Source organism: ANME-2 cluster archaeon (genome assembly GCA_019429385.1).
Lineage (GTDB): Archaea > Halobacteriota > Methanosarcinia > Methanosarcinales > Methanocomedenaceae > Methanocomedens_B.
This window is the reverse complement of record JAHYIS010000033.1, coordinates 1-26631: the sequence shown is the minus strand read 5'-3', so window position 1 is coordinate 26631 and position 26631 is coordinate 1. Positions and strand designations below refer to the sequence as shown.

General features: G+C 46.3%; 28 protein-coding genes. 12 read left to right on the top strand and 16 right to left on the bottom strand.

The features are described from left to right. Together K0A89_10685 and K0A89_10680 are read left to right on the top strand one after the other, a co-directional pair. The coding region (locus tag K0A89_10685) for a hypothetical protein (protein MBW6518952.1) at positions 1-2834 on the top strand (2834 nt) is incomplete at its 5' end. Between the two features lie 88 nt (positions 2835-2922). Then, entirely contained in the window at positions 2923-3066 is a 144-nt protein-coding gene (locus tag K0A89_10680) for a hypothetical protein (GenBank protein ID MBW6518951.1), read from the top strand. A gap of 853 nt (positions 3067-3919) precedes the next feature. Here K0A89_10680 and K0A89_10675 read toward each other — a convergent pair. From K0A89_10675 to K0A89_10650, 6 genes are all read right to left on the bottom strand, one after another. Further along, the gene (locus tag K0A89_10675; protein MBW6518950.1) at positions 3920-4123 is read right to left on the bottom strand and encodes a hypothetical protein; all 204 of its coding nucleotides are present in this window, start codon (positions 4121-4123) and stop codon (positions 3920-3922) included. 221 nt (positions 4124-4344) lie between these two features. Continuing rightward, positions 4345-5106, bottom strand: coding sequence for a nucleotidyl transferase AbiEii/AbiGii toxin family protein (locus K0A89_10670; protein ID MBW6518949.1), 762 nt, complete (start codon positions 5104-5106; stop codon positions 4345-4347). 1 nt (position 5107) lies between these two features. Beyond that, on the bottom strand, positions 5108-5893 hold the full coding sequence (locus K0A89_10665) for a hypothetical protein (GenBank protein MBW6518948.1): 786 nt from the start codon (positions 5891-5893) through the stop codon (positions 5108-5110). Positions 5894-5961: 68 nt separating this feature from the next. Next, positions 5962-6435: a cyclic pyranopterin monophosphate synthase MoaC gene (moaC, locus tag K0A89_10660; GenBank protein MBW6518947.1), complete on the bottom strand. Its 474-nt coding sequence runs from the start codon at positions 6433-6435 to the stop codon at positions 5962-5964. Positions 6436-6439: 4 nt separating this feature from the next. Further along, entirely contained in the window at positions 6440-6610 is a 171-nt protein-coding gene (locus K0A89_10655) for a hypothetical protein (protein ID MBW6518946.1), read from the bottom strand. 13 nt (positions 6611-6623) lie between these two features. Further along, positions 6624-8084 carry an NAD(P)H-hydrate dehydratase gene (locus K0A89_10650; GenBank protein MBW6518945.1) on the bottom strand — a complete coding sequence of 487 codons (1461 nt, stop codon included), beginning with the start codon at positions 8082-8084 and terminating at the stop codon, positions 6624-6626. Between the two features lie 155 nt (positions 8085-8239). On the opposite strand from K0A89_10650, the gene K0A89_10645 reads away from it, so the two are divergent. The 4 genes from K0A89_10645 to K0A89_10630 all read left to right on the top strand — a co-directional run bounded on the left by K0A89_10645 (position 8240) and on the right by K0A89_10630 (position 12570). Then, a complete protein-coding gene (locus K0A89_10645; protein MBW6518944.1) occupies positions 8240-10267 on the top strand; it encodes a DNA topoisomerase I in 2028 nt (675 codons plus the stop codon). 1 nt (position 10268) lies between these two features. Beyond that, complete coding sequence (locus K0A89_10640; protein ID MBW6518943.1) at positions 10269-10856, top strand: DUF2119 domain-containing protein; 588 nt, start codon at positions 10269-10271, stop codon at positions 10854-10856. A gap of 101 nt (positions 10857-10957) precedes the next feature. Next, a complete protein-coding gene (locus tag K0A89_10635; protein MBW6518942.1) occupies positions 10958-11443 on the top strand; it encodes a 3-isopropylmalate dehydratase small subunit in 486 nt (161 codons plus the stop codon). Next, complete coding sequence (locus K0A89_10630; protein MBW6518941.1) at positions 11440-12570, top strand: isocitrate/isopropylmalate dehydrogenase family protein; 1131 nt, start codon at positions 11440-11442, stop codon at positions 12568-12570. The genes K0A89_10635 and K0A89_10630 overlap by 4 nt, the downstream gene beginning before the upstream one ends. A 196-nt stretch (positions 12571-12766) precedes the next feature. On the opposite strand, the gene K0A89_10625 is transcribed toward K0A89_10630, so the two are convergent. Beyond that, positions 12767-13885, bottom strand: a complete 1119-nt coding sequence (locus K0A89_10625; protein MBW6518940.1) for a hypothetical protein — start codon at positions 13883-13885, stop codon at positions 12767-12769. Positions 13886-14001: 116 nt separating this feature from the next. After that, a complete protein-coding gene (locus tag K0A89_10620; protein MBW6518939.1) occupies positions 14002-14784 on the bottom strand; it encodes a GNAT family N-acetyltransferase in 783 nt (260 codons plus the stop codon). A 273-nt stretch (positions 14785-15057) separates the two neighbouring features. On the opposite strand from K0A89_10620, the gene K0A89_10615 reads away from it, so the two are divergent. Further along, entirely contained in the window at positions 15058-15354 is a 297-nt protein-coding gene (locus tag K0A89_10615; GenBank protein ID MBW6518938.1) for a hypothetical protein, read from the top strand. A gap of 5 nt (positions 15355-15359) precedes the next feature. After that, on the top strand, positions 15360-15524 hold the full coding sequence (locus tag K0A89_10610) for a hypothetical protein (protein MBW6518937.1): 165 nt from the start codon (positions 15360-15362) through the stop codon (positions 15522-15524). A gap of 232 nt (positions 15525-15756) precedes the next feature. On the opposite strand, the gene K0A89_10605 is transcribed toward K0A89_10610, so the two are convergent. From K0A89_10605 to K0A89_10580, 6 genes are all read right to left on the bottom strand, one after another. Next, positions 15757-15984, bottom strand: a complete 228-nt coding sequence (locus K0A89_10605) for a hypothetical protein (protein MBW6518936.1) — start codon at positions 15982-15984, stop codon at positions 15757-15759. A gap of 113 nt (positions 15985-16097) precedes the next feature. After that, entirely contained in the window at positions 16098-16823 is a 726-nt protein-coding gene (locus K0A89_10600) for a glucose-6-phosphate isomerase (protein ID MBW6518935.1), read from the bottom strand. A gap of 95 nt (positions 16824-16918) precedes the next feature. After that, positions 16919-17560, bottom strand: coding sequence for a hypothetical protein (locus K0A89_10595; protein ID MBW6518934.1), 642 nt, complete (start codon positions 17558-17560; stop codon positions 16919-16921). A 14-nt stretch (positions 17561-17574) separates the two neighbouring features. Then, positions 17575-18603 carry a cytochrome c biogenesis protein CcsA gene (gene ccsA, locus K0A89_10590; GenBank protein MBW6518933.1) on the bottom strand — a complete coding sequence of 343 codons (1029 nt, stop codon included), beginning with the start codon at positions 18601-18603 and terminating at the stop codon, positions 17575-17577. A gap of 54 nt (positions 18604-18657) precedes the next feature. Continuing rightward, positions 18658-19650: an NOG1 family protein gene (locus tag K0A89_10585; GenBank protein MBW6518932.1), complete on the bottom strand. Its 993-nt coding sequence runs from the start codon at positions 19648-19650 to the stop codon at positions 18658-18660. 45 nt (positions 19651-19695) lie between these two features. Continuing rightward, on the bottom strand, positions 19696-20868 hold the full coding sequence (locus tag K0A89_10580; protein MBW6518931.1) for a radical SAM protein: 1173 nt from the start codon (positions 20866-20868) through the stop codon (positions 19696-19698). 112 nt (positions 20869-20980) lie between these two features. Here K0A89_10580 and K0A89_10575 point away from each other — a divergent pair, with 112 nt between their 5' ends. Beyond that, a complete protein-coding gene (locus K0A89_10575) occupies positions 20981-21514 on the top strand; it encodes a VIT1/CCC1 transporter family protein (GenBank protein MBW6518930.1) in 534 nt (177 codons plus the stop codon). On the opposite strand, the gene K0A89_10570 is transcribed toward K0A89_10575, so the two are convergent. Next, positions 21502-22425 carry a calcium/sodium antiporter gene (locus K0A89_10570; GenBank protein MBW6518929.1) on the bottom strand — a complete coding sequence of 308 codons (924 nt, stop codon included), beginning with the start codon at positions 22423-22425 and terminating at the stop codon, positions 21502-21504. The two genes, K0A89_10575 and K0A89_10570, sit on opposite strands and share 13 nt — an antisense overlap. 39 nt (positions 22426-22464) lie before the next feature. Continuing rightward, entirely contained in the window at positions 22465-23190 is a 726-nt protein-coding gene (locus tag K0A89_10565; protein MBW6518928.1) for a dihydromethanopterin reductase (acceptor), read from the bottom strand. A gap of 181 nt (positions 23191-23371) precedes the next feature. Here K0A89_10565 and K0A89_10560 point away from each other — a divergent pair, with 181 nt between their 5' ends. The 3 genes from K0A89_10560 to nadC all read left to right on the top strand — a co-directional run bounded on the left by K0A89_10560 (position 23372) and on the right by nadC (position 26378). After that, positions 23372-24073: an HAD-IA family hydrolase gene (locus K0A89_10560; protein ID MBW6518927.1), complete on the top strand. Its 702-nt coding sequence runs from the start codon at positions 23372-23374 to the stop codon at positions 24071-24073. A 21-nt stretch (positions 24074-24094) separates the two neighbouring features. Continuing rightward, complete coding sequence (locus K0A89_10555) at positions 24095-25417, top strand: hypothetical protein (GenBank protein MBW6518926.1); 1323 nt, start codon at positions 24095-24097, stop codon at positions 25415-25417. Positions 25418-25565: 148 nt separating this feature from the next. Further along, positions 25566-26378 carry a carboxylating nicotinate-nucleotide diphosphorylase gene (gene nadC, locus K0A89_10550; GenBank protein MBW6518925.1) on the top strand — a complete coding sequence of 271 codons (813 nt, stop codon included), beginning with the start codon at positions 25566-25568 and terminating at the stop codon, positions 26376-26378. Positions 26379-26631 lie beyond the last annotated feature (253 nt).

Sequence of the window (26631 nt, the reverse complement as noted above, 5' to 3'; positions counted from 1 at the left end):
CTGATAACGAAAGCGATGCAGATGCCTGGCGCGAACAATGGACTTCAGCATTCAGACTTAGACATCGTGAAGTAATCCGCACATCTCAGCAGTTAGCTACTGCTATGGCACAACTGGCGATTCAAATAAGAGACCGAGTGAAAGAAATTTTTGAATATGAAATGGAAAATGGGCCGTTGCATGGTCTATTTAAGAATTTCAAACAGGTTCTGATCCACGATCTAACCATCGATTCTTTTGCAGACATGTATGCCCAAACAATTGCTTATGGCTTATTTTCGGCCAGAGCATCCCATGAGGGTAATTTTGAAGCTGAAAAAATTTCCGCAATGCTACCAAACACAAATCCGTTTTTGAAAAGTCTTTTTGAAGAGTGCACGAGATTAAAGGATTCAGTTTCGGATAATCTTGATCTTGTGGAACTTGGTGTATCCGAATTAATTACCTTGCTAGAAGAAAGTAATATTGAAGCTGTCCTACAAGATTTTGGACGACAGAAAAAAAATGAAGACCCTGTAATTCATTTTTATGAAGATTTTTTACGAGAATACGATTCCCACCAGAAAGTCAAGAGAGGAGTTTTTTATACACCTGATCCAGTGGTATCATTTATTGTCAGGTCGGTAGATTATATTCTAAGAACAGAGTTTGATTGTGAGGATGGTCTTGCTGATACATCAACTTCAAAGATAAAATATAAACGAAGATCAAAGAAAGGTAAAAATCTCGTTGAAGATACCAAAGAAGTACCTATGGTCCAAGTTCTCGATCCTGCAACAGGTACAGGAACATTCATAAAATATGTCACAAAAGAAATAAAAAGTACATTTGATGAAAAACATAAGGGGTTAAGTGAAGATGAGTTAAAAGAGGAATGGAACAAGTACGTTCCAAAACACTTACTCCCACGAATTTTTGGCTTTGAGTTAATGGCGGCACCTTATGCAGTAGCACATCTCAAATTAGGTTTGGAATTGGCCGAGACCGGTTATGATTTCAAATCAGATAAGAGGCTTGGTGTCTATTTAACAAATACTTTAGAGGGGACTCACGAGGGTTCTGGGACATTAGATGCATATTTAAATTGGTTAGCAGAAGAAGGACGTAGAGCAGATGAAATCAAAGCAAATTCCTCGATAAGTGTAGTAATTGGAAATCCTCCATACGCTGGTCACTCTGCTAATGAATCCAAATGGATAGCTGACCTTTTAAGAGGTAAAATAAAGGATAAATCTAGAATATCTAATTATTTTGAAGTAGATGGAGAAACCCTCGGTGAAAGAAATCCAAAATGGCTTAATGATGATTATGTTAAGTTCATCCGATTTGGACAATGGAGAATAGATAAAACTGGACATGGTATCCTTGCATTTATTACAAATCATGGGTATTTAGATAATCCTACATTCAGAGGTATGAGACAACAACTTATGGAGTCTTTTTCTGATATTTATATTCTTGATTTACACGGCAATTCAAAAAAGAAAGAAAAGTGCCCCAATGGATCAAAAGACGAGAATGTTTTTGATATTCAACAGGGAGTATCTATTGGAATTTTTATTAAAAAACCTCATAACTCCGCCCCTTCCAAAGTTTATCATGCAGATATATGGGGTATTAAAGAAGAAAAATACAAACAACTTTTTGATAATAGGATTGATACAATAGAATGGAAAGAAGTTGCTCCCACGTCACCCTATTATTTTTTCTTTTCTCAAGATGATGATTTAAAACAAGAATATGAGTTGGGATGGGAGATTACAAAATTAATGCCTACAAATGTTCTTGGTTTTCAGACACACCGTGATTACTTTGCTATCGATTTTGAGGATGATCGTTTGCGTGACCGAATATTGACATTACGCGAAACCCACTGTACAGATGAGGATATTCAAAATATTTATAATTTGAAAGATAATCGAGATTGGAAACTCCATGCTGCACGACAACAAATTCGCAATGAAAATGATTGGAAAAAATACTTAATAAAATGTTATTATCGTCCTTTTGACTGGCGATATTGCTATTTTAGCACTGTTGCAATGGATTATCCAAGGCAAGAACTACTAAACCATGTTGCTGGAAAGGATAATTTATGTCTTGGTATTGGAAGGCAAGTATTTCAAGGACATTTCCGTCATGCAATTATATCTTATGAGCCGATGGAGGCAAATGTGACTCAACCGGCCAATGGTTGTGTAGTTTTTCCTCTTTATCTATATTCTAATCAATCTAACAACAAAATAAATGATATAGATTCTGAAATTATCAAAGCAAATATTAATCCCACTTTTTCAAAAGAACTTAATACTCGTTTTGGAAAAGAATCTACACCTGAGAATATTTTGCATTATATATATGCTATATTACATTCACCAAAATATCGTAATCGATATGCTGATTTTCTTAAAAGAGATTTTCCAAGAATTCCTTTTACTAGCAATTCTGATTTATTTTTAAAAATTAGTAGAGTTGGTATGAAATTAACTTCATTGCACCTAATGAAATCAGACAAACTCTATAATTTAATAACCGAGTTCAAAGGTAAAGGTGATAACATTGTTGCAACGATCGGAAAAAATTCGTATAATAAGGGTATATTGAAAATTAATAAATCTCAATATTTCGATGGAATACCTGAAGATGTATATAATTTCCATATAGGCGGATATCAAGTCTGTCAGAAATGGCTTAAAGATCGCAAAGGCCGAATCCTAACCGAAGACGAAATAAAGCATTATCAGAAAATCGTAGTGGTAATAAACGAAACCATCAGAATAATGAAAGAGATCGATGAAGTAATTGAAGAATACGGCGGATGGCCTATTAAATAGACCTTCTGGATTCAAGACTTAAAATGCAGAGATATATGATCTTTTATGCGATGTTCAAAATAAGTAAAATGCTAAAGAGGTTTAAACAATGACAAGAATTGAAATGGATGCTGAGAACGATAAGACTACCAAGAATTTTGATAGGTATAAGTTTACTAATGATAATGTAAACGGTAGTGTATATCTTCCAAAAGGTGCGAGCAAAGTTAAGGTTACAATTGAATATGAATGAGTGTTTATTTTACAATTATTGTATCTATTGATTATGCAATAATCTGATGTCCGTAATTAGATTAGTTGGAAATGGTCAGTACAGGGATAGTTATTCAACAATCTTACGAAACAAAAAGGGAAGGCAAAAAAACGATTAGAAGAAGCAAAAAAAAAGTTTAGAGGAGAATTGAAAAGTGTATATAGACTTTTTCTGGGTATTTGGATGGTTCGTGGTAGGATTGGTGACATTTCAAATAAAAGGAATAACAAAAATTTTTGGAGGATTGGGTTCTTTGTTTTCGCTACTTTTTCTTTTTATTCTAATCCAAGGACAATCATCATCAGCTTCAATTATTGAATTCATTGGAATTGGCGAGATTAGTGGAGTCTTCACTCTTATTGCGTACTTAATCGGAGCAAACATTAGCAGATATGAACAATTCGGAAAAATGAGTCCTCGGATAATAATTTATATCATTGTGTTTATTATATTATGGCTAGTATTAGAAACTTTATTTTAGGCATCTGCCCCACTCTTCATACGTGATCGGTTAAAGGATTTTATTCCTTAAACGCATGTCGTTTTTGAGTAAATATAATCATATGATTTTCCAACAAATATTAATAATCGCATGTTATAGCCCCGAATATCAAATCATGTTTTTAGTCAATAATTTACTAAAATATTGGCAATTCATCACGAATCATCACTTAACCGATCACGCATGCCCCACTCTTAAATGCCTTCGTAGATATCTTCTACGGCGAGCACTCCATTCAATATTCTTACCCAAAACTCTCTTAATCATGGTTTCGGGGATGCCTCGGACTTGCAGTCCAATGGTGGCACGGCTGGGGCGTAATATCAAACATTATATTCCCAATTCTTTTTTAAGTTCCTCATGAGAGACAAGTATTCCAGAATCCTTTTCTTTCCTATATTCCTGCAAAGAAAGATAATCCTCTTCTGTTAAAATAGAGTCAATGTCTACCATGTGGCTCTTAATAAAATCAAGGTCTTCCCTGATTGCCCTTAATTCATGTATGATTTCATTCGAGTTAATCGCCTCAGACATAATTGATAATTAACCTTGCAGTTACATAAATGATTCACGCTGATTTTACCCAAAGTTGGTGTCAATGTCAATAAAACAACTGATTTTTGGAACAGTGCCCTGATAAGTTTCCAATTAATAATTTGATATTGCGCCATTGTGCGATTCAGAAAAATCATCTGAAATTAATGACTTCCTCCCACCCAGAAACTTTTTGTTTTCCATCAGGCTGCCCGTGCCCCCTACCGCACCCCCTCCAACCTCTCAACCACATACCCTGCAACATCCCCAAAAGGAATATCCACCCCCAGCAGCGCCCCCATGTCCTTCCCCCAACTCCTCTCCAGGGCTGCAATCCCCTCAATCATATCCTCATATGAATACACCCTCTCGTACAAAGCCAGTTTCCTGTTAATCAACTCCAGGTCAGGCTCAACCCCCTTCCCCAGCAAGAACCACAAATCGTACAAATCCCTCGGCATCCCCCTCACCAGCAGCGCCCGCACCTTTTCAGCAAAGATGTCCCCAAGGGCTGCCGAACTTACAATAAACGTCCTCACATCATCGTATTCAGTATGTACCGGCACCCTGTCTTCGGCACCCTCCTCGTCTCTCAAGCTGACATCCACCCTGACCGATCCTTTGGTGATATTCCTGCCGTCATACAGCGGACCCCTGTAACTCAAGGCAAAACCAAAACCCGACCTCGACATTCTCTTGTTCTTGATTTCGGTTTCGATTCCAAAATATTCAAGTTCCCCTGCCGCAATTTCCAGGGCGCTGTATGCCTCATCTTCATTCAATGCGGAGTTAAAATCAAGGTCTTCAGAATACCTGGGCGAGCCGTACACTATCCTCAGGCAGGTGCCGCCCTTGAAAATAAGACCCGAATTTTTCGAATACAAAAGACTGAGGTATGAAGCCTGGATATAATCCCTCTCCTGTGTGAACAGCGACACCCTGTTCTTATTGGCAAGTTTTTCAATCTGCTTTCTTGTGAGCATTCTATGTTTCCCTCCATCCCAGCAATTCCGCATCCTCCAGGTTGACATTTATCCTCCACTTCTTATCCCACTCCCTGCTCTTTGGTCTGGAGGGGTCAAGCCTGACATATTCGCGGGAAGCGTAATCTACCAATACATCTGCATCAATACCAAATCTTTCAAGCAGGTATCCCAATCTTGAACATAGGCTCCTGTTCCTCATATCAATGGCAAACCTGAAAAGCTTGTCAAGTTCGATACTGTCCTTAGCATTATAGACCGCTTTGGCGACCTCTGATACTCCACCGGCATTGTCTGGAAGATCAAGACTGTCGATTATGGCTTTCTCCTCTTGGGCGATAAGAAAATCAAGGTCCCCTATCCTTTCTTTCCTGTACCCGAAAAACTTCCGCGGGTTCACCAGTACATACCTGAACCTGAAACCATTGAACTCCACTTTTGTCTTTTTTCTTGTAGACGCAAGAAAGGTTACACCTGGAACCTGCTCGGTGAAGCCATAGAAGTTCAGGGCACTCCAGTAACTTACGTAGGAAGGATAAACGATACGGGATGCAATAAAAAATGGATTGGACAGCACACGCTCGGGCTCGAAGCCAAGCAGGAGGTACTTGCCTTTTTCGATAGACCTGATAAATCCTTTGTCATCAAGTCTGGAAATGCAGGTATAGGCTTTTTTCACAGGGATGTTCAGTATGGCTGCCAGGTCGCGGATCGTGAAGTAATACAGTTCTTTGTCGAAAAGTGTTTTAATAATGTAATTCGTGGAAAGAATTCCGGAATTATTCATATAATTGTTTACACGATTTACATAAATAAAAAGTTAACCCTGATGTCAAAGGTGCGTAATATTACTATTCAAACCTCTTCCTTAACCTTCTCCACTACCCTGATATCAGATATCAAAGTCCCGGGATAGTTCCCGGTCTCATCCTTCTCAGCAGACTTCACCATATCCCAGACCGTAAGCAGCGCCACCGATACCCCGTGTAGCGCCTCCATCTCAACCCCGGTCTTCCCTACAGAACGGACTTCCACCACAGCCTCCACCCTGTCATCCTTTACATCGAACTCCACATCCACATGGGTAATAGGAATCTGGTGGCACATGGGTATGGTATCCCAGGTGCGTTTCACAGCCTGCACAGCCGCTATCCTGGCCGTGGCCAGCACGTTCCCTTTTTCGATGGTGCGGCTGCGAATGGCATGAATGGTAGTGGCTTTAAGCTGTATGTGTCCCGATGCCACCGCACGCCTGGCAGACTCGGGCTTGCCGCCAACATCCACCATCCTGGCCCTGCCTTCGTGTATATGCGTAAAAGTATCATCCATGTTTTCAGTCAATCCTGACGTGCTTACGCTGCTGGTAATCTTCCCGTGCTTTTTCCAGGTCATCAGAGATCGTTTGTGCCTCCTGCATGTTCAATTTCAACACAGTCTCATCTTCGCCATGGCGCACTACCAGCCTGACCCTGTTACGTTCCAGTTCTACAAGTATTTCCCGCAATTCCTCACCTCATTTACATTTTCATGGCAGCAGGGATATTGTCGATCACATCGGTGGCCAACAACCCAATTCCCAGTTGCTCATACACTATATCACCTGCCCGTCCGCAGATGAATGCAGCTGCAGCTGCGGATTCCATAGCGCTATACCTGGCAAATAATGCCCCGGTAATACCTGCCAGCACATCCCCGGTACCGCCCACGGTCATGCCGGGATTGCCTGTGCGGTTGACCCTGGCGCCCTGGCCGTCAGAAATGATATCCTGTGGCCCTTTGAGCAATACAACCGCGCCATTGTCGGCTGCGAACCTGTTGACCATACCCACGCGCCTGTCAAGGTCTCCGGGCACACCGGCACCACCAAGCGCTTTGAATTCCCCGGCATGAGGCGTAACTATCATCTCGCAGCCGTACCTGCTCAATGGTGTCTCGAGCGCGGCCAGCCCGTCAGCATCCACGACAACCCTGGTGCACACCGGCAGTATCTCCCTGACAGCAGATAGTGTTTCGTCGTCCCTGCCCAGCCCCATACCTATTACCACCACGTCATGGGATAGGATAAGTTCTTCCAGTACAGGTATGTCCTGTCTGTGAAGGCGTTCCTGTGATAATTTCCTGACAATCAGGTTCGGAGAAAATGATGCCACGATACCGGCAACGCTCTCCGGGGCTGCCACGGTCACAATATCAGCACCTGCCCGCAGCGCTGCCATTCCTGACAGGGCTGGAGCACCGGTATATGCACCCCCGCCGATGATCAGCACCCGCCCCCCTTCCCCTTTATGGCTGTCCGGACGCCGGCCTGTCACCAGTTTCAGGTCACCCGGCCCGACTATGATACCGGCTTCAGGCGGGATACCGATATCTGCCACTGCAATCTCTTTTATGTAGTCCTTGGCGACCTTCTCAAGCAGTCCCGGCTTGGGAAGGTGGAAAGTAACCGTTACATCGGACCTGACCGCTTTTTCAAATTCTCCACCATCAGGGTCCATGCCGGATGGCACGTCAACGCTGACCACTTTTGCACCTGACCCATTTATCAGGTCAATGGCGGTGGATTCCAGTTCCCTGATGGGACCCTTTATGCCAGTACCGAAAATAGCGTCCACTATCACATCGCAATCTGAGAAATATGCAGGGTCAAGTCCTGATACGTCAGTCACTTCCATGACAGGTATACCAGTGCTCTTGAGGATGGAAAGGTTCCTTGCAGCCTCAGGTGTTTTGACATCACCGGACCTGCCCAGAAGTAATATCTTAACTTCATAACCGGTGAGGTGCCGGGCTGCCACGAACGCATCTCCCCCATTGTTGCCCCGGCCTGCCACGAGCAAAACCCTCTCCCTGGTGGGAAGGTTCATTACTTCGGCAGCTATTGCCGAACCTGCATTCTCCATTAACTGTAGCCGGGACAGTCCCAGAAATTCGCAGTTGGTATCCAGCGCATCCATCTGCCTGGAAGTAATGGTTTTCATATATCAACTACTCCAATAGTACTTAATCAATGTTTATAATGCATAATATAAATTAATTGTTTATTTTCTGTTTGCGGTTGTAATCGACAAAACCTATTTATCCATGTAATTTATTTCAACACTAAATCTGGATATGTGAAACACGGAGTACATTGATGCATCTTATAATTACAGAAAAACACAACACTGCAAAGCGTATATCTGAAATCCTGGCCCCAAAGAAACCCAAGCAGGTGAGAGTCAGCGGGGTTGATACATACCAGTGGGACGGTACTACGGTGATGGGGCTTAGCGGTCACATCGTTTCAGTGGATTTTCCCAAAGAGTATAATAACTGGCAGAAAGTTGACAGCAGGGAACTGATAAATGCCGAAATAATCACAGCTTCCACCCAGCCAAAGATAGTTGCGGCTCTTCGCAAACTTGGCAAAGAAGCAGACCATGTCACCATTGCCACTGACTTTGACCGGGAAGGTGAACTTATCGGCGTGGAAGCCTTGCGCATTGTCGAGAAGGTCAACAAGAACATACAGGTAGACCGCGTTCATTACAGTACCATTACCAAATCAGAGATACTCAATGCATTTCAAACCCTCAGCCCGGTAGACTTCAACCTGGCAGCTGCAGGCGAGAGCAGGCAGGTCATTGACCTGATATGGGGTGCGGCGCTCACCAGGTACATTTCCACGACTGCCGGCAGGCTGGGTAACCTGTTCCTAAGCGTAGGGCGGGTCCAGACCCCTACCCTGGCACTGCTTGTAGATAAAGAACGTGAGCGACTGGCGCATATATCCCGGCCGTACTGGGAGATACTGGCTACCCTGTCCGAAGGGATCGAGTTCGAGGTAAAACACAAGGCTGGCCGTATATGGGATGAGAACGAAGCGAAAGGGATATTTGGCAAACTGGGCGAAACTGCCAGCGTAACTGACCTTACTTCGAAAGAAAGGGTCGACCAGCCACCAATGCCATTCAATACGACCGAATTTATCAGGGCAGCCAGCAGTATCGGTTTTACCGCATCGAATGCTATGAGGATTGCAGAGAGCCTGTACATGAACGGTTTCATTTCATACCCCAGGACAGATAATACGGTCTATCCGGCAAGTATTGACCTGAGGGCACTTATCAAAAGTCTGGGCAAAGGCGTGTTCAAGCCTTACGTGGAGAGATTGTTGAGTCAAAATGAATTAACACCCACGCGGGGTAAGAAAGAGACCACTGACCATCCCCCGGTTATACCTGCTGCTTTTGTCGAGCGGTCCAAGCTCAAGGACGATGAATGGAAGATATATGAACTGGTTGCCCGCCGGTTCTTTGCCACATTTGCCTCCCCGGCCAAATGGAAGACCATGCAGGCATTGTTCGATATATCAGGAGAAGAGTTCAGGGCCAGGGGTGCAAGTCTGATGGAAGAAGGATGGCGCTGGTATTATCCGTACAATACCCCCGAAGACATGATACTGCCCGACCTCACCGTGGGACAGGTACTTGCGGTCGTTGATAAAAAATTGGTTGATAAAGAAACCCAGCCGCCGGGAAGGTACGGACAGGGCAGGCTCATCAAGGTAATGGAAGAGCTGGGACTGGGTACCAAATCCACCCGGCACGAGATCATATCCAAACTCTATAGCAGGGCATACGTGCATGGCAACCCGCTGCAGCCCACAAATACTGCCATGGCAGTGATAGGGACGTTGGAGACATATGCCGATACCATCACAAAACCTGAAATGACCGCTACACTGGAGAGGGAAATGGACCTGATAAGCGAGGGTGCCAAGACCGATAATGAAGTGGTTGACGAGTCCAGGGTGATGTTGAACGCGGTATTTGATGACCTTAGCAAGAACAGTGAAAAGATTACTGAAGAGCTGCGCACGGGCATGCGTGAAGATAAGATTATCGGCACGTGTGAAAAGTGCAAGAGCGACCTTATTATCAGGCGGTCGAAGAAGGGAGGGCGGTTCATCGGATGTACCGGTTACCCTGATTGTGACTTTTCACTGCCGCTGCCCAAAAGCGGGCAGATCGTGGTCACTGATAAGGTGTGCGAGAAGCACAACATGAACCATATCAAGATCATCAATAAAGGCAAACGGCCATGGGAGATGGGCTGTTCATATTGCAATTATATCGAATGGCAAAAAAGCCTTAAGGATAGTGAGAACCAAAAAAAGTAATATGATCCAACGTTTTGGCAGTGGAGACCCGGTACGCCTGTTTGTTGCGGGACTGCACGGTGATGAGTGGGAAACGACATCCGCCTTACTGGAACAACTTTCCCCGCCCGGTACCGGGACCCTCATTATTATGCCAAAGGTTTCTGATAATGAATACCTGAGCACGCTGGACAGGGATTACTATGCAACATATGCGCCCCATCTCCGTGAGGCCATTGTGACGTTTAGGCCATCCATTTACCTGGAACTCCACTGCTATTCAAAGGAAAGTTACCTGGCCCTGGTTGGGGATGGCAGGTTTGAACGGTACGGGGTACCTGCATATATTGAGATCGAAGCAGGGATATTGATGGGGTCGGTCTCACCCAGGGTGAGGAGGGATTTTTTCACGCCTGATGACCTGTGTGTATCGTTCGAGATGCCAAGGAACCCTTCCGAGCTGTCCCTTATCGTTATTCACAACCTGCTTGACGTGGTAGAGAAATGCTGGAGCCGCCAGGGGTTTGTGTCTTACATGGCACAGCACTATCCTGAACAGACCGCAGTGGCTGTCAAGAATTATTTGCAGTTCTACGGGCACCTGTATTAAAGCGACACGATGTCAAAATGCCAATTTAGCAATTTGCGGATTAAGCAAAATACTATATTGTTTTGATGTTATTATAGGCTCAATTTACCGAGGATAATACAATGAAGGGAAATGTCTGGAAATTTGGAAACGATATTGATACTGATGCTGTCATACCTGGCAGGTATCTTACTATTAACACACCCGAAGAACTGGCAAAGCATGCCTTTGAGGGTGTACGACCCGAGTTCGCAGGCGAGGTCAGGCCGGGCGATATAATCATCGGAGGAACCAATTTCGGATGCGGCTCAAGCCGGGAACATGCACCTCTGGCACTGAAAGGTGCAAAGGTGAAATGCATCATTGCAAAGAGCTTTGCCCGCATCTTTTTCAGGAACTCCATCAATATAGGTTTGCCGCTTCTGGAATGCCAGGAAACGGATCGCATCCGGGAAGGGGATGAACTTGATGTGGATATTGCTACAGGCGTCATTACGAACAGGACCCAGAACGAGACGTACCAGGCTACGGGAATGCCTGATTTCCTGCGCGGTATCGTGGATGCCGGCGGACTTATCGAATATACCAGGGAGCAGGTGAGCGCATGAGCCAGTATACAGTACCGGTTATTGCAGGGGACGGTATCGGTCCCGAGATCATTGCCGAAGGCCGGAAGGTCATTGATGCGGCCGGTGAAGTCTATGGATTTGACGTGGAATGGATAGAGTATCCAAACGGTGCAGACCATTACCTTGAGACCGGAGAACTGATATCAGAGGATACCCTCAAGGAACTGAACACGTACAAGAATATTTACCTGGGCAGTATCGGCGACCCCAGGGTGGCGCCTGGCGTACTTGAGAAGGGCGTGCTGCTGGCTGCGCGGTTCTACTTTGACCAGTATATCAACCTGCGGCCTATCAAGCTGCTTGAAGGCGTGTGGTGTCCGATAAAGGACAAGACGCCCGCAGATATCGACTTCACGGTGGTGCGCGAGAATACCGAGGACTTCTACATTGGTATTGGCGGCAGGGCCAAAAAGGGCGAGAGCAAGGCCGTGCTGAACGTGGCGCGCAGCCTGTACAATGCACGGTTCGGGCTGGATATCGAGACCGATAGCGAGGAGATCGGCTACCAGATCGGCATGATCAGCAAGGAGGGCACCCGGCGGGTCATTAAGTATGCTTTTGAGCTGGCTGTGAAGAGTAAGAAGCACGTGTCGTCCGTGGATAAGGCCAATGTGCTCTCTGACATCTACGGGTTCTGGCGCGAGGAGTTCGAGTCCATTGCTGCCGGATATCCTGATGTGGCCACGGATTTCAATTTCGTGGATGCGGTTACCATGTGGTTCGTGAAGAACCCCGAGTTCTTTGACGTTGTGGTGACGCCCAACATGTTCGGTGATATCATCACTGACCTGGGCGCCATGGTCCAGGGCGGGCTGGGACTGGCCCCGGGTGGCAATATCAACCCCGAGGGTACGAGCATGTTCGAGCCGATCCATGGCAGCGCGCCCAAGTATAAGGGCATGAACCGGGCCAACCCGATCGCAACTATCTGGGCCGGGGCCATGATGGTGAACCAGATGGGCGAAAAGCAGGCTGCTGATGCTATTGTGGCTGCCATCGGACGGGATATCAGGGAGGCTAAAGTGCTTACTAAGGATATGGGCGGCAGGAGCGGTACTTCTGATGTGGGTGATGAGATTGCCAGGCTTGTGAGGGAGATGAGCTGAACCTGGCGAGGATTTAGGAAATATTGGAGGATTACCTGGGCGAACTGATATTGAAATTTCGCCCAGGTTTATGAATTATAAGATAGGGACTTACTTAGGTATGGAGTAATGTTAATGTGGGGAACATAGGACTGGTAGATTGTGCGGTGTATACCGGTGACTCCGCAGTTCCCAAGTTCCACCCCACCACCATCCCCTAACCCTTAGCCTCCCCCCTCATCGTGCTAAACATCACCCCGATAACAATAAAAGTCACCACCAGGTAGACCAACCCACCAACCCACGGAAGGCTGGTCAGGATGCTCAGTACCAGCACCCCCAGCACCATATCCATCCAGGGTCTGGATTCCTTGCCAAGCTGTGAATAGATACGCCTGCCCAGCCACAGCCCGAAATACAACCTGGCGGCATACAGGGCAAATATTGTTGCAAATAACACTATCAATCCAATGGGAATACCGATCACTGTTACCATAAACACCACTGACGCAACAAACCCGATAATGACCAGCGCAAAGCCAACAGCAAGGTTCAATACTGGATTCTTCGGAATATTCCCGGCTACTGCTTCAACATGGTCAGGCAGCAGGACAAGGACCAGTAATGCAATGATTAAAAGGTGGACAAGGCGAACGAGCCAACCGATAAAGCTTGAAAAGGCCAGGGATAAAGCAGACCTGTTATGAGGTTCTTTTTCAGTAAAAACCACGTCCTGAATTACCGTACCTGATGGAAAGGTCACCTGTTTCTGGCTCGTGTACTCAAGAGTGCCATTAATACGGGCTGTGGAGAGAACATTGATAGTACCCACATCCAGGTCCACATTGCCGCCAACCGGCCCGGCAAGGGTAACTTCACCAGCACCGCCTTCAATATTTCCGGCAACCTCACCCCAGGCTTCCATCCGGCCGGAACCAAAGAACATATCTCCACCGATATATGCCCCCTCGGAAACTACTACAGAGCCTGCACCGATAAATACGTCGTCACCCACGTTTCCTTCTATTACCACTTCACCGGCGCCGATCCTGACATCATCTCCTACGGTACCGCGTATGGTCACTTGACCTCCACAGGCCATGACATCGCCCGTGACATTACCCGATATCAGGACAGACCCACCGCAGACCGTAACATCACCCAGCACCGTGCCCCTGATATCTACGGTATTCCCGTATATCAACAGGTCGTCATCAATGACCGTATCTGCACCGACAATTTCTTTATCCTTATAATCAAGAACAGCACTGGCCGGACTGCTGACAAGAAGTAATAGTGTAAGAACGATGAATAACGAAAAGGAGCGAATATTCATAATGAAACCCCAAGTAAAATCTAATCCTCATAGCATATATGGTTACCTGTCAGTCTGGAATGTCGAACCACCAGTTGGTATTATGATCCCGAGAAGACAATACCTAAAAAATTCTCTCAGAGTTTCCTTACCCTCTTTGAGATCAGCTTGTAAATCTTCTCGTAAGGAGGCGGCGGACCTATCCGGACCTCCTTCCCATCAATGAAAAGCGCATCCGATATGCCCCATTCCATGAACACGGCCCTGTCTGTCGTATCGATCTCCCTGAACACCACAACATCCCCGAATTCTGCTGCCGCCCGCTTTGCCCTTTCAAAGACCATGTTCAGCGCCTGGCACCAGCCGTTTACGAAAACTGTTACCGTTACCTTTCCCGGTACCGTTCCAGGCTTCTTCTTTTGCCTTATCCATCGTGGGGGTTGGGCAGAATCGGTAAAAGGTTTCCATAACAGCACTGAAATACCCATCCTGTCTGCTTTTGAATAGCCCTGCTTCCTGAACCATGACGCTTTCATCCAGAACGGCAGGAACATGCCCCATGCAGCCATGCCCTGTGCCCCCCGGTCCCTTGCCTCATCCTCTGCAGCCTTTATCAGTGCCTTGCCCATCCCTTTTTTCTGGAAATTCCCCCTCCCCTCTTTATTTCCATGTACCCAGATACAGTATATGAAATACAGGCCTGTCCCGTCCACGAATGAGTGTTCAATGGGGCCGTACTGGATCATTCCGCCCACTTCACCGGCATCATCCAGGGCAAGTTTTACCCTGAAGCCTCTCTCTTTCATCCTTCCACACCAGGCTTCTTTGCGGGTGCCGGCCTCTTTTATTTCATCAGACCAGTCTTCAAGGCACAGCAAGTACAAAGGTGTGTGCTCATCGGTAAGGTCTATGACATTCATGTCCAATCACAGATATCATTAGAATGTTTATCCTTTAAAATATATTTAATGATTTTACGATGGCCTGAATTATTGCATAATTATTTGAACTTAATTGGTGAAAAAGTATAATAATTAGAATGATTGTATTTATAACAACCTTAATTTATAGTTTAGAGGTATATAAAAAATGAATAAGAAATTGATGTCCATAATTTTGATTGTATGTATGTCAGTATTGATGTTTTCAAATACTGTAATGGCTGCTGAAGAAAATGGTGATAAAGGCGAATTATGGACGCTTTACCTGAAATAATAGTTGCAACGATAGGCGTTATAGGATTAATAGTGCTTGTAACCTCTACTAAAGAAATTGGTGGAACTGTTGGCAAGGGGTTTAAATTTATAAAGATCGGCTTCGCCTTCTTTGCAGCAGGTTTTATCCTCATGGCAGTATCTGAATTGATGGGATTTAAAGCATCTATCGAATTAATTTTTGAAGTACTGGTATTGATTGGTATGATACTAATTGCATATGGACCCAGGAAGATAGCTGACACTTTGAAATACATTAGTATTTTGGAAAGATGATTGAAATGTCGAAAAAAGATGCCTGCACAAAAATAATGGAGGATTTGTTTGGTCCGGCAAGTGCCAAAATACTGGATTCAAAATCCGAGGATGAAGTTGTGGACTTCTGCAAATCAAGAGTGACAGGTTTACTTGGGAAGGAAAAAGCCGCAATATTTGATAAAATATAAGAAGATTAATAGTGTGTCTTCTTTTTTTGTTCTTTCCGGGGTTGGATGGATTCTAAATAATCCAGCTATCCCGAAACGAAATATTTATTTATTTAAAACGTGAAAATTTTTAACATTTTTCGGTCTACGCTGAATTAATCCTTGTAGTAAAACTCAAAATCGAAACAATAATCCAGACCAAAGCGAACAGAATCGCTTTATTCTTATTTTCAATTACCCGTTTTTCAATGATCTATTCAGGAGCAAAAGTAATGAATCCGTAGATGCACACCGCAATCGGTATCATTACCAGCATGATGGGATAGGTATAGAGCAGGGCATTATGCGATAATACCACCTCAACAACGAAAACAGCAATAAGCATTGAATAGAATATCTTTCTTGCATCCCACATTTTCTTATAGATCAAATGCGCAAATACCAAAGGATATCCAATATAAAACAACCATATCTCAGGCATACAGCTCAACCAAACCTGGAAATTTCGGTTAAATGCTGTAGAATAATCCACTATAACCCAGAAGATTATCCCCAAACTCAAATACTTTTAAAAGTAATTCATTTTTCATATCTCTAAATGAGCACTTTCTCGAACAACCATCCGAAATCCTGCGGTCTGTTCAAGAAATCAAGCTTCCTGATATCACGCACCAGCCCGTACATCTCCTTACCCCTGACCAGCCCAACCTCGCTGAAACTCCCGGGTTCGACCTCTCTCACTTCAGGCACCTCCCCGTAATTGGGGTTCACCAAAAGTCCAGCCACAGTGAGATAGTAAGCCGCACCATGCCATTCAACATACGGCTCATAGACCGAAGAAAAGTCCCTGGACACCCAGTTTGCCATCTTCAATTCCTTATTGCAGGCATTGATGGTAACATGCCCGTAGTCCGGGGGTATGATCACCTTATCCCCGGCAGATGCCCTGATCATAACCACATCAACTATGGCCTCACCTTCATGCTTTTGCAGCAGGTAGTGGCATTCCCCGCTCAGTACCTCATACACTTCAGGATATGAATGATCGGTTCCAGGTGCCGGAGGGTGGTAATGCCCCAATGTCTTGACATACTCCCTGCCTATCATGGCCGGCGGGATGACAGTTATGTCGTAGCGCAGTTCATGTTCTAATATGGTTTCCCGGTCGCTCCGGCTCAGTGCCAGGTCCCGGTACATGTAATAGAGTTCGCGGTCGCTTTCTTCAAGTATCCTGGCATCCAGCAGGACATGCGCTATATCAGACAGCATGCGAATAGTCGGTTCATAGGTCCTGCCCCCGTACGTCAATATCCTGTCCATATCTTGCCCTATTATTGGTATGTACAGGATATTATATATCATATTCGAATTTCAGCAACGAGGCAAAACGAAAGGATGCATTTTGGTACAGCAGTTCAGGAACTCCCGTTACCCGGCCGCAGTAACCTGGCCACACGCCCCGCCTCGCCAGGATAGAACGAAAGCACCGTACCCACAGTAATCAATATCGTAGCCACCCAGAAAATGCTCAGGTGAAGGTCACTTGTACGAAAGCTCACAAAATCCAGTACAAACACCACGGTCCCAAGATGCAGCATGGATGACCCGGTCTGCACGAAATAGCCTTCCCGCTCGTAGGTAAGCCCGCTTCGGCCCAGCATGGTCAACACCATGACCGCCGTCTGTACCACTATGGAAACTGCCAGCAGGAATGCCAGGCTTGAGCCAATATCGGTCACCAGTGCGATCAAAAGAGTAACAGCCAGGATACCGGTTCCCGATGCCAGGAGTGACTGGCGGGGGACTATCCGTTTAGGAATGCACAGTCCCAGTACTACCAGCAGCAGCACAACGAACGGGTAGATATACTGGTTCATGCTGTCGATATAATCCCCGTACAGGGGAGTTTCGGTCCACCCGGGTGTTGTCTCGGTTGTGTATGTGTAATAGCCTATACCGTACAGGCACACCAGCCCGATTATTGCCAGGACCGCTGTAGTGAGGAGCATCATGGAGAAATCATAGGTCCTGGGCTTCATCTTCAGTTTCAGTGTCATCTTTTACTCCCTCCTCATTGCGATATGGCGTGAATACCTGGTGCGATATAGGTCAGCAGGTACGTAAACACAAGTGACAGGAAACAGATAATGCCCAGTATGGCAGTGGCCCGCCACATGTTGCGCCGCTTTAAATATATCCTGCTGTGCAGGTACGCGCTGTACAGTACCCACATCATGATACTGCCGTTTATCTTCGGGTCCCACCACCAGTCCTTTCCCTCCCATGCCACAATGGCCCAGGGGTAGCCTATGAGCATGCCCACGGTCAGCAACAGGTACCCGACCTTTGCATGGTTATATGAGATGCGGTCAAATATCTTCTCACGCCGGAACAGCATGAACACGCAGCCCACGAAAGTGACAACGAGGGATGCATAGGCGATAAAGAGCATGGGTGGATGGGTCCACATGTACTCTGAATTGTAGAAATATATGATACGGAAATACAACTGGTACAGGGCTCCATACAATATGTTGGGGTCGCCCGTACCAGCAGCCTGGTACCAGCCTGTTATCTCGGAATGCAGGCCAGGCAGGGGTTCCTTGAACGGATTTGAGAGGTAACTGAGCACCATGAAGATTGAAAGCATGATATTCAGGCTTGATGAGAACAGCGCGGTCATGTTCGTTCTGGAAAAATCATACCTGACATTGGTAACGGTCAGGAATATGGATAAGCATAGGGTCCAGAAATAGATCTTTTCTGTTTCTATCCAGAGAGGAACGGCAAATCTCAGTGAAGTAGCACTGACACCCATATTGACAGCCATATAATTCGCCAGTTCCTGCGGATAGACCAGTTCAATGGTCTGGTAGATGCGCAGGTGGAACCATGCAATGATCATGAATCCGATGACCAGCATCACCGCACTTGTTTTCCTCAACTGGGCTGATAACCGATACGCACTTGTGTCCCTTGTGACCATGTGATACAGGGAGACTGCACCCAGCAGCAGGGATACCATGAGAATAACGGTGATTACTGGTTGACCGATAGTAGTTACCGTTTCCCTGGCAGCGAGATATTCCTGGTAAGACATCTATGGTTCAATGATTTTATCAGATAAATAGGATTTTGTCTGAAAAGGAATAATTCAGGATTCTACTTCTTCATATAATTCAGAAATATATTTCTCCATATCGATCATCGAAACCATCCGCTCCATAACCTTATCCACACCTTCGCCTGTCAGCGTGGACATAATCATATCAAATCCACTCCCAGGTGCCTCTTTCAGCAGGTCGGCTTTATTGGCTGCTACCAGTACCGGCATCTCAATATGCTCCCGTACCTCTTCCAGCAGCCTCATCTGGTCATCCGGTTCATACCCGCACGTACCCGATGGGTCAACAATGAACAGCAGTACATCACCCAGATGTTTCAAGGCTGAAATTGCCTGGAGTTCTATCTCATTGCGCTCTCCCAGCGGCCTGTCCAGCAGACCGGGCGTATCCACTATCTGGCACCTGACATTCCCCGCCTGGAAATGTCCCACAGCCAGCCCTTTGGTAGTGAAGGGATATGATGCCACCTCCGGGGTTGCGCTGGATACAAGGGCAACGAAACTGGATTTTCCCACATTGGGGTAGCCGGCGATAACAATGGTGGGCTCAACACCGATGGCCGGGAGTTTGCGCAATTTATTCCTGGCATCATTGAGCAACCTGAGGTTGGTATCCACATCATTTACGATAGAAGATATCCTGCCATAGGCTGCTTTACGAATCGTTGACGAGTCACTGCTGTGCCGCATGTTTCCAACAGAAATCCGACCTATCTCGTGTATCTTATCGCCTGCCCATTGCACTGATGCAATATTGGTCTTCAATAGATCCACCCCTACCAGTATGTCTGCCAGTTCGCGGTAGAACTCAGGGATATTGTCAAAACTGGGGAACTGCCTCACCACATTGTGCAGGTTATCTGACAGGATATTTGTGGCAGTCAGCAGCATGGACTCATCAGCCCGGCGACGTGAAGACTCACTCTTTACAGTCTTGCCTTTTCGGGCACGGTTGGCACGGCGGAAGGCTTTGTCAAGGAGTTCTTCAGCAGTAGGGACGGTATATATTTTCTCAAATATCATTTGGCTCATCAACAGTGGCTGTGCTCATAAAGATTGCTCTGCCGCTCAATCGCCAGTCCTGATATGCCCTGCCCTGAAGGTATCATCCCGCATTAAACAATCCCGGGAACGGTATATCCCGGTTTTCTGGATACGACGCCAGATGTCCTTGAGCGGCTCTTCATGAATGTTCCCGTAGGGTACCGGGATACAGGCACAGGGCTGGACATTACCCTGTGGGGTCACGTGCAGCCAGCGCCGGCCTGCAAAACAACCGGTGGTTTTCATAACATGGGGAATGGAGAACACCCGTAATGGACCGCCATGTCTGCGTTCCACGAACTCGTCCAGCAGCCGGTGATGTTCGGGTGAGAGTATTTCCTTTTCCCGGTCGATCCACCTGCCTGTGGGTACAATTTCATAGAAGGAAAGTTCGTGTACTCCAGCCGATTCTGCCAGGTCGTAGAACCCATCAAGGTCATAAATATTATGGGGTGCAGCCACCACATATATATCCACGAGCAGCCCCGCATCCAGACAGTGACCAATGCCTGCCACGGCCTCACTGAACACGCCCTCACGCCCCCGTATCCGATCATGTTCGCCCATTCCGGGGCTGTCAAGACTTATATTGACGGCATGCAATCCTGCATCATAGAGTGCCTGGGCCTTTTCCCGTGTCAGTCCCGAACCTGAAGTGAACACCGTGGAGATAGCACCATCCGGTACGTGGGCCACCAGTTCTTCCAGTCCCGCGTATACCATTGGTTCGCCGCCGTCAAAAATGATCTGGGTAGCCCCCATGTCCACAGACTGGTCAATGATATCCTTGATGGCCGGAATGGAAAGACTTGTCTTGTGCCTGGTATCAGGCAGGGCGCAGTGGATGCAGCGGTTCGGACACTCTTCTGTGATGGAGATGGTCACCTGTTCCGGGTTCGTGGATGCAGGTATGCCCAGTTTCCACAGGGTACTTGCCAGTATGTGCTTTACCTGGCTGCGTACCAGCCTGTTATACGCCGGGGAAGGAATAGGCGGCATCCAGGTAGAAATCGAGAGGGTATCATCAGTAACCCTGACCGGGACCTGTCCGTCAAAAATCCGTAACATATCATCGAAAAAATGATTGAGAACAGGCGCAGCCAGTCCGGTAGTCCGGGTCCTTACCAATCCGGCATCAATGCTGGCATATACTGAAATAAACAGGTTTTGGTATATCTTGAATTTTGTTCCGGTCATGGTCAGATATTCACAGAATATTCATTATTACGTTGTTCCCTGGATCATACTCTAAATCGTTCCAACAGGCATAGATTTATTGTACATATCCAATATAACACCCGTATATCAAATGGACGAAAAAATAGAACGCAGCAGATATATAGTCCTGGGATGTACCAGTGGGATACTTGCAATCCTGGGCGTGGTCACAGGAGCATCTGTATCTGAAAATACTACCTTTATCATCTATGCAGCTTTGGCAGGCGGCTTAGCTCTTTCCCTGGCAAATGGTGTTGGTTCATTTATTACCGTGGGTGACACCGAACTGGGCAAACTCTCCAGGCTTGAGAAACCACTCATGAGAAGCCTTGACAATACAAAAATCGAACAGCTTGCCAAAAAGAAGATCAGGGCACATTCCTCCATTCACACCGTTTCCTGTTTTGTCGGGTCAATAATTCCCGTATTGCCCTTCATGTTCCTTGACAGCCGGCAGCTCGAAGTGTCCATGGGTATAAGTATTGCAGCCCTTGCAATACTGGGCATATACTGGGGGCGGATAATGAAACAGAACATGGTGCTTCATTCTCTACGCATGGCAGGAGCAGGGACAGTAATTGCGTTAACGGTCAACTTTTTCTTTCGCTACCTTCAGATGACATAGGTATAGCCGATAAAAAATGCATACATTGCCAGGTACAGAATTCCCCACATACGGGATATCTTTCTTTTCCTGATGATCACCATTAAGATAAGTGACAACAGCATCATGTATGCGATGTTGAACCTGAAGAGAGCGGGCTCATCCACAACCACTTCACGTATCATAGAAGCGGTACCCATTGCCAGCATCAGATTAGTAACATTGGAGCCTACGATATTGCCCAGTATCAACATGGTGAATCCCCGCCTGGCCGCTGACATTGATACCGCAAGTTCAGGAATGGACGTGCCCAGGGCTATTACGGTAAGGCCAATTACAGCACTTGAAATTCCCAGTTCGCCTGCTATCACAATTGCCGAATCGACCAGCAATTTACTTCCCAGCAGAACACCCCCCAGGCTCAACAGGGTATAAAGCACTGCGTTTTTATCAAACCGGGTTTTATCATTATCATTTTTTGGTTTTGTGTGGGACTTCAATGAATACAGAATGTATACAATATACGCAGCACACAAAATCACGCCTTCCACCCAGGTTATGCGGTTTCCTGTCAGGATGGTGGTGATCCCGAAAGCCAGCATAAGCAGGTGGATGAACGAGTCCCTGAAAATGTGACTGTTAGAAATGACGGTATTCCTGATGAAAAAAGCCGTGCCAAGGACAAATGCAATGTTTGTGATATTGGACCCGATAACATTACCCAGCACAATGCCGAAATCTCCTGTATATGAAGCATAATCTGTTACCATTATCTCTGGCAGGGATGTCCCTATGCCCACAATAGTGATCCCTATAAAAAAATGTGAAACTCCATAAGACCGGGCCAGTCTGGAAGCGTTTTCTGTAAATGTATCGCTTGAATACACCAGAATAATAAGTGCAATGATAAATACCAGTATCTCAAAAAGCATGGTAATTCCTATTGAACTTCCTGATGTATGTGACAGTATTTACCTGTGCATAAATTGCCGGGCTTTCTCCATGATATCAAGGATGTCATATGGGCTCTCTAACACCGTGATCTCGTCAAGTCCCCTTAAAATCTGGACGTTCCTGTAGTCCAGGTCCCTGACCCTGAGTTCCACCTCACCGCCCTTTATCGCACCGTACTGGCACAGTCCGATACAGGTACCACAACCTTCGCACAGTAACAGGTCTATCTGTGGTTCAGCGGTTATCGCATGGTGGGAGCAGTTATCCCTGGGAGGGCATACCTCACATTTCACGCATACCTCCCGGTCAATTCCATAGGGGAGCTCTGAACGTATCACACCGGCTATATCCACCGGCACCACATATACCGGTACACTCCCTTTTACTGCCTGGGTAACGGCATTGGTAACAAGGGTATCAGCAATACCATTGGCAATCTTTGCCACAGTATTGGACGTGGCAGGTGTCACGAACAGGTAATCATATTTACCAACCAGGAACCGGCCGACTTTGGGATAACTGTAACCCTGGTCCTTTTCCAGGAATATCTCTTCCATGTATCCGCCCGGGGCGACATCCTTTATTGAATCGAGGAGCCCGTACATCTTTAGCACCTCTTCACCTGCCCTGGATATGAAAATCGATACTTTGAGGTTCGAATGTTCTATTTTCAGTTTCCTGAAAACTTCAAAACTATCATGAATGAAATGTCCTGCTCCGGTAATTGCCCATGCTATTCTCATGTCCCTGTCCCCCGTATATTTATGTATACTATATAATTTATCATTAATAGTTTATATCTTTAATCAACGCCTCGTATCAATACGTCTTAATAATACTCATTACCAACATCCTCAATTAAAACAGAGTATCCATACCCCTTATCAATATCTATTTATGCCTGCCAATATACCATTATTCACTATGTCAATCAAGGCTGTCATGTTCGACCTGGATAATACGCTGCTGGACTTCTCAGAAATGAAACGCATGGCAGTGAACATGGCCATACGTGCCATGATAGACCAGGGACTGGATATGGACCCCAAAGAGGCATTTGAGAGCATATTCCAGACCTACTGGGAAGTGGGTATCGAATCTGACAATGCGTTCAGTGAATTCCTGAAACGCAGGTTCGGCCAGGTTGACGAACGTATCCTTGCAGCAGGTGTGAACGCGTACCTGCGCACCAAACCTTCGTTCCTTGAACCGTACCCCAATGTGGTCCCGACCCTTATCAAACTCATCAAACACGGCCTGGTCATAGGCATTGTTACCGATGCTCCAAGGCTTAAAGGCTGGCAGCGGCTGTGTGCTGTGAGGCTGCAGCATTTCTTTGACCACGTGATCACCAGGGATGACAGCGGTGCACCAAAACGAGGTGGGCTTCCGTTCGGGTATGCACTCAAGCAGCTGCAACTTGAGCCACAGGAGGTACTGTTCGTAGGTGATAGTGTGGAGCGGGATATCATAGGTGCCAAGGCGGCAGGTATGGTGACTGCACTGGCAGCCTATGGTACCAAGGATACACCTGGAGATATCGAAGCGGCCGGACCAGACCATATCCTGTCAGATTTCAAGGAATTACTGGTCATCATCGGACCGCCTTTTTTTAATATTCAATAACGAGAGAGAGGACATGATTGCATGGAGATAAAGTTCTACGGCGGCGTTGGGACCATTGGCGGTAACAAGTTCATGGTCGGGGATGGAGATACCAGGATATTCCTGGATTTTGGTCAAAGCTTCAGTTATGGAGAGCAGTATTTTGCGGGTTGGCTGGGTGCCAGGGACCGGTTCGGTCTCAAAGACCATTTTGCTCTGAACCTGATGCCGAAAATATCGGGACTGTATTCATCAGAAGCTCTTGAGCATACCGACCTGCCCTATATTGAACCCGAATACCAGGGTGTGTTCATCTCACACGTGCATTACGACCACCTTGCACACCTGGGATATCTCGACCCCGAAATACCAGTGTACATGGGAGAAACAACGCGGCGTATCCTGGACTCATGGGAAACCACCGGAACAACCGGATTCGGAGAACATGATTACCACACGTTCAGGACCGGAGATGTCATTAAGGTGGACGATATGGAAGTGATACCGGTCCATGTTGACCATTCCACTCCCGCAGCATACGGTTATATTGTTCATACCGGTAGCGGTACCCTGGTATATACAGGAGACCTGCGCCTGCACGGAACCCATAGTCACCTTACCAGGGATTTTGTGGAGCAGGCTGCCGCTGCAACACCGGATGTCATGATATGTGAAGGTACCAGAGTAGCACCCGAAGAGAACAGGAAGAACTTCACTGAAAAGCGAGTGTACGATTACAGCAGGAAATTGCTTGACGATACAGACCGGCTGGCATTCACCTGTTTTTACGGGCGGGATGTGGACCGTATGAAGACCTTCCATAAGCTGGCTGTAGATACAGGGCGTATATTCGTGGTATCCACCAAAACAGCACACCTGCTGCGTACGCTGGTTGACGACCCCGGGATCGAAGTACCTGACCCCCTCACCGATGAGAACATGCTCATCTACTCACGTACTATGAACAAATATAACAAATGGGAGAAGGAGTTCATTGACCTTGACCAGAGTGTTGATGCCAGGTATATCAACAAACACCAGGGCGACCTTATCATGCAGATGGATTTTATCCATTTTGCCGAACTGATAGACATCAGGCCAAAACCTGGCAGCCTGTTCATACACAGCCAGAGCGAACCGTTCCAGGAAGACGACATCGAGGACGAGGTCAAACACAACTGGATGGATTGCTTCGGGCTGGAATTCCACCAGGCCCATGCATCTGGACACTGCAGCCGGGATGAGATATTCCAGATAATCAGGGAGATATCACCAAAAATGGTATATCCGGTACATACTGAACATCCTGAACTGTTCAGGCAGGAACTGGGGAGTAGGGTAGAGATACCAACACTGGCATGGTGAATCACTACAACGGTGAATTGATGAAAAAAGTGAATTGACAATAACGGCAAATTGACAATATCGGCAGATTGACGATAACGGCAAATTGACGATACTGATAAATCCGTTAAACCTCATAGGAACATACAATAATTCAGGTGGTTAAAGATTGCTGATTACTGAACTGGAACGCTTCATCCATGAAGATGTGGGAGATGATGATACTTCATGCTCCATTGTACCTGAGGTATGGGTGCATGCCAGGATAATCACCAATGAAAAAGGAGTAATTGCCGGACTGGAAGAGTGCAGGCAGGTAATTGATTACTTCGGATTGGAATTCGAATCGGGTTTTGATGACGGGGATGCTATCAATCCGGGGGATGTGGTTGCGGATGTATGGGGTATGGCCCCTGATGTATTGAGGGCTGAGCGGTTAAGCCTGAATTTCCTGTGCAGGATGAGCGGGATTGCCACAGTGACCGCCCGCTGCGTGGCCGATGCCGGTGGAGTAAGGGTCGCATGTACCCGAAAGACCACACCGGGTTTCCGTATGTTCGAGAAAAAAGCGGTCAGGCTGGGCGGCGGGGATACGCACAGGTTCAACCTTTCCGATGCGGTGATGATAAAGGATAACCACATCGCCATAATGGGTATTGAAAATGCTATCCGGGCTGCCAGGAAAGAGGCCAGTTTCACCAAAAAGATAGAGGTAGAGGTAACAAGCGCTGATGAAATGCTGGCTGCGGCAAAGGCCGGTGCCGATATTATTATGTTTGATAACATGCTGCCCGGTGAGATACAGCAGTGCATCCGGACCCTCGAGGATGCAACACTCCGGGAAGGATTAATACTGGAAGCGTCAGGTGGTATCAATCCTGGTAATATCAACGAATATGCCAGTACCGGAGTGTCTGTGGTCTCAATGGGTTCGCTTATTCATTCCTCTCACTGGCTGGATATGAGCCTGGATATCCTGTAACTCGTCCAGACAATACGTTTTTTTTTTGCATGGCTCAACATTTTAGTTAGCAACAGCCAGTTTTTATTGATATTATTAGCCAAATCGGGAAAAAAACGGCCTTGGGACAATATTATTAGATCGGCCCAAATTTGCTTAAAAAAACCTCATCCTCATCCAACAAAATTATATCCCTAATATAATACTCCGCGTTATACTCTTTTAAGAAATCAATCACTTTTTCAGCAACATCCTTTGTGACAATAATGACTCC

Excerpts from the sequence above, each read along its gene's own strand:
- K0A89_10575 (MBW6518930.1), top strand. The coding sequence starts at position 20,981 with ATGGACGAAAAAATAGAACGCAGCAGATATATAGTCCTGGGATGTACC.
- K0A89_10640 (MBW6518943.1), top strand. The coding sequence starts at position 10,269 with ATGATCCAACGTTTTGGCAGTGGAGACCCGGTACGCCTGTTTGTTGCG.
- K0A89_10565 (MBW6518928.1), bottom strand. The coding sequence starts at position 23,190 with ATGAGAATAGCATGGGCAATTACCGGAGCAGGACATTTCATTCATGAT.
- K0A89_10650 (MBW6518945.1), bottom strand. The coding sequence starts at position 8,084 with ATGAAAACCATTACTTCCAGGCAGATGGATGCGCTGGATACCAACTGC.
- K0A89_10620 (MBW6518939.1), bottom strand. The coding sequence starts at position 14,784 with ATGAATGTCATAGACCTTACCGATGAGCACACACCTTTGTACTTGCTG.
- K0A89_10645 (MBW6518944.1), top strand. The coding sequence starts at position 8,240 with ATGCATCTTATAATTACAGAAAAACACAACACTGCAAAGCGTATATCT.
- moaC (MBW6518947.1), bottom strand. The coding sequence starts at position 6,435 with ATGGATGATACTTTTACGCATATACACGAAGGCAGGGCCAGGATGGTG.
- K0A89_10555 (MBW6518926.1), top strand. The coding sequence starts at position 24,095 with ATGGAGATAAAGTTCTACGGCGGCGTTGGGACCATTGGCGGTAACAAG.
- K0A89_10580 (MBW6518931.1), bottom strand. The coding sequence starts at position 20,868 with ATGACCGGAACAAAATTCAAGATATACCAAAACCTGTTTATTTCAGTA.
- K0A89_10615 (MBW6518938.1), top strand. The coding sequence starts at position 15,058 with ATGGACGCTTTACCTGAAATAATAGTTGCAACGATAGGCGTTATAGGA.
- K0A89_10665 (MBW6518948.1), bottom strand. The coding sequence starts at position 5,893 with ATGAATAATTCCGGAATTCTTTCCACGAATTACATTATTAAAACACTT.
- K0A89_10600 (MBW6518935.1), bottom strand. The coding sequence starts at position 16,823 with ATGGACAGGATATTGACGTACGGGGGCAGGACCTATGAACCGACTATT.
- K0A89_10595 (MBW6518934.1), bottom strand. The coding sequence starts at position 17,560 with ATGACACTGAAACTGAAGATGAAGCCCAGGACCTATGATTTCTCCATG.
- K0A89_10560 (MBW6518927.1), top strand. The coding sequence starts at position 23,372 with ATGTCAATCAAGGCTGTCATGTTCGACCTGGATAATACGCTGCTGGAC.
- K0A89_10635 (MBW6518942.1), top strand. The coding sequence starts at position 10,958 with ATGAAGGGAAATGTCTGGAAATTTGGAAACGATATTGATACTGATGCT.
- K0A89_10630 (MBW6518941.1), top strand. The coding sequence starts at position 11,440 with ATGAGCCAGTATACAGTACCGGTTATTGCAGGGGACGGTATCGGTCCC.
- K0A89_10675 (MBW6518950.1), bottom strand. The coding sequence starts at position 4,123 with ATGTCTGAGGCGATTAACTCGAATGAAATCATACATGAATTAAGGGCA.
- K0A89_10605 (MBW6518936.1), bottom strand. The coding sequence starts at position 15,984 with ATGCCTGAGATATGGTTGTTTTATATTGGATATCCTTTGGTATTTGCG.
- ccsA (MBW6518933.1), bottom strand. The coding sequence starts at position 18,603 with ATGTCTTACCAGGAATATCTCGCTGCCAGGGAAACGGTAACTACTATC.
- K0A89_10610 (MBW6518937.1), top strand. The coding sequence starts at position 15,360 with ATGTCGAAAAAAGATGCCTGCACAAAAATAATGGAGGATTTGTTTGGT.
- K0A89_10625 (MBW6518940.1), bottom strand. The coding sequence starts at position 13,885 with ATGAATATTCGCTCCTTTTCGTTATTCATCGTTCTTACACTATTACTT.
- K0A89_10670 (MBW6518949.1), bottom strand. The coding sequence starts at position 5,106 with ATGCTCACAAGAAAGCAGATTGAAAAACTTGCCAATAAGAACAGGGTG.
- K0A89_10680 (MBW6518951.1), top strand. The coding sequence starts at position 2,923 with ATGACAAGAATTGAAATGGATGCTGAGAACGATAAGACTACCAAGAAT.
- K0A89_10585 (MBW6518932.1), bottom strand. The coding sequence starts at position 19,650 with ATGATATTTGAGAAAATATATACCGTCCCTACTGCTGAAGAACTCCTT.
- K0A89_10570 (MBW6518929.1), bottom strand. The coding sequence starts at position 22,425 with ATGCTTTTTGAGATACTGGTATTTATCATTGCACTTATTATTCTGGTG.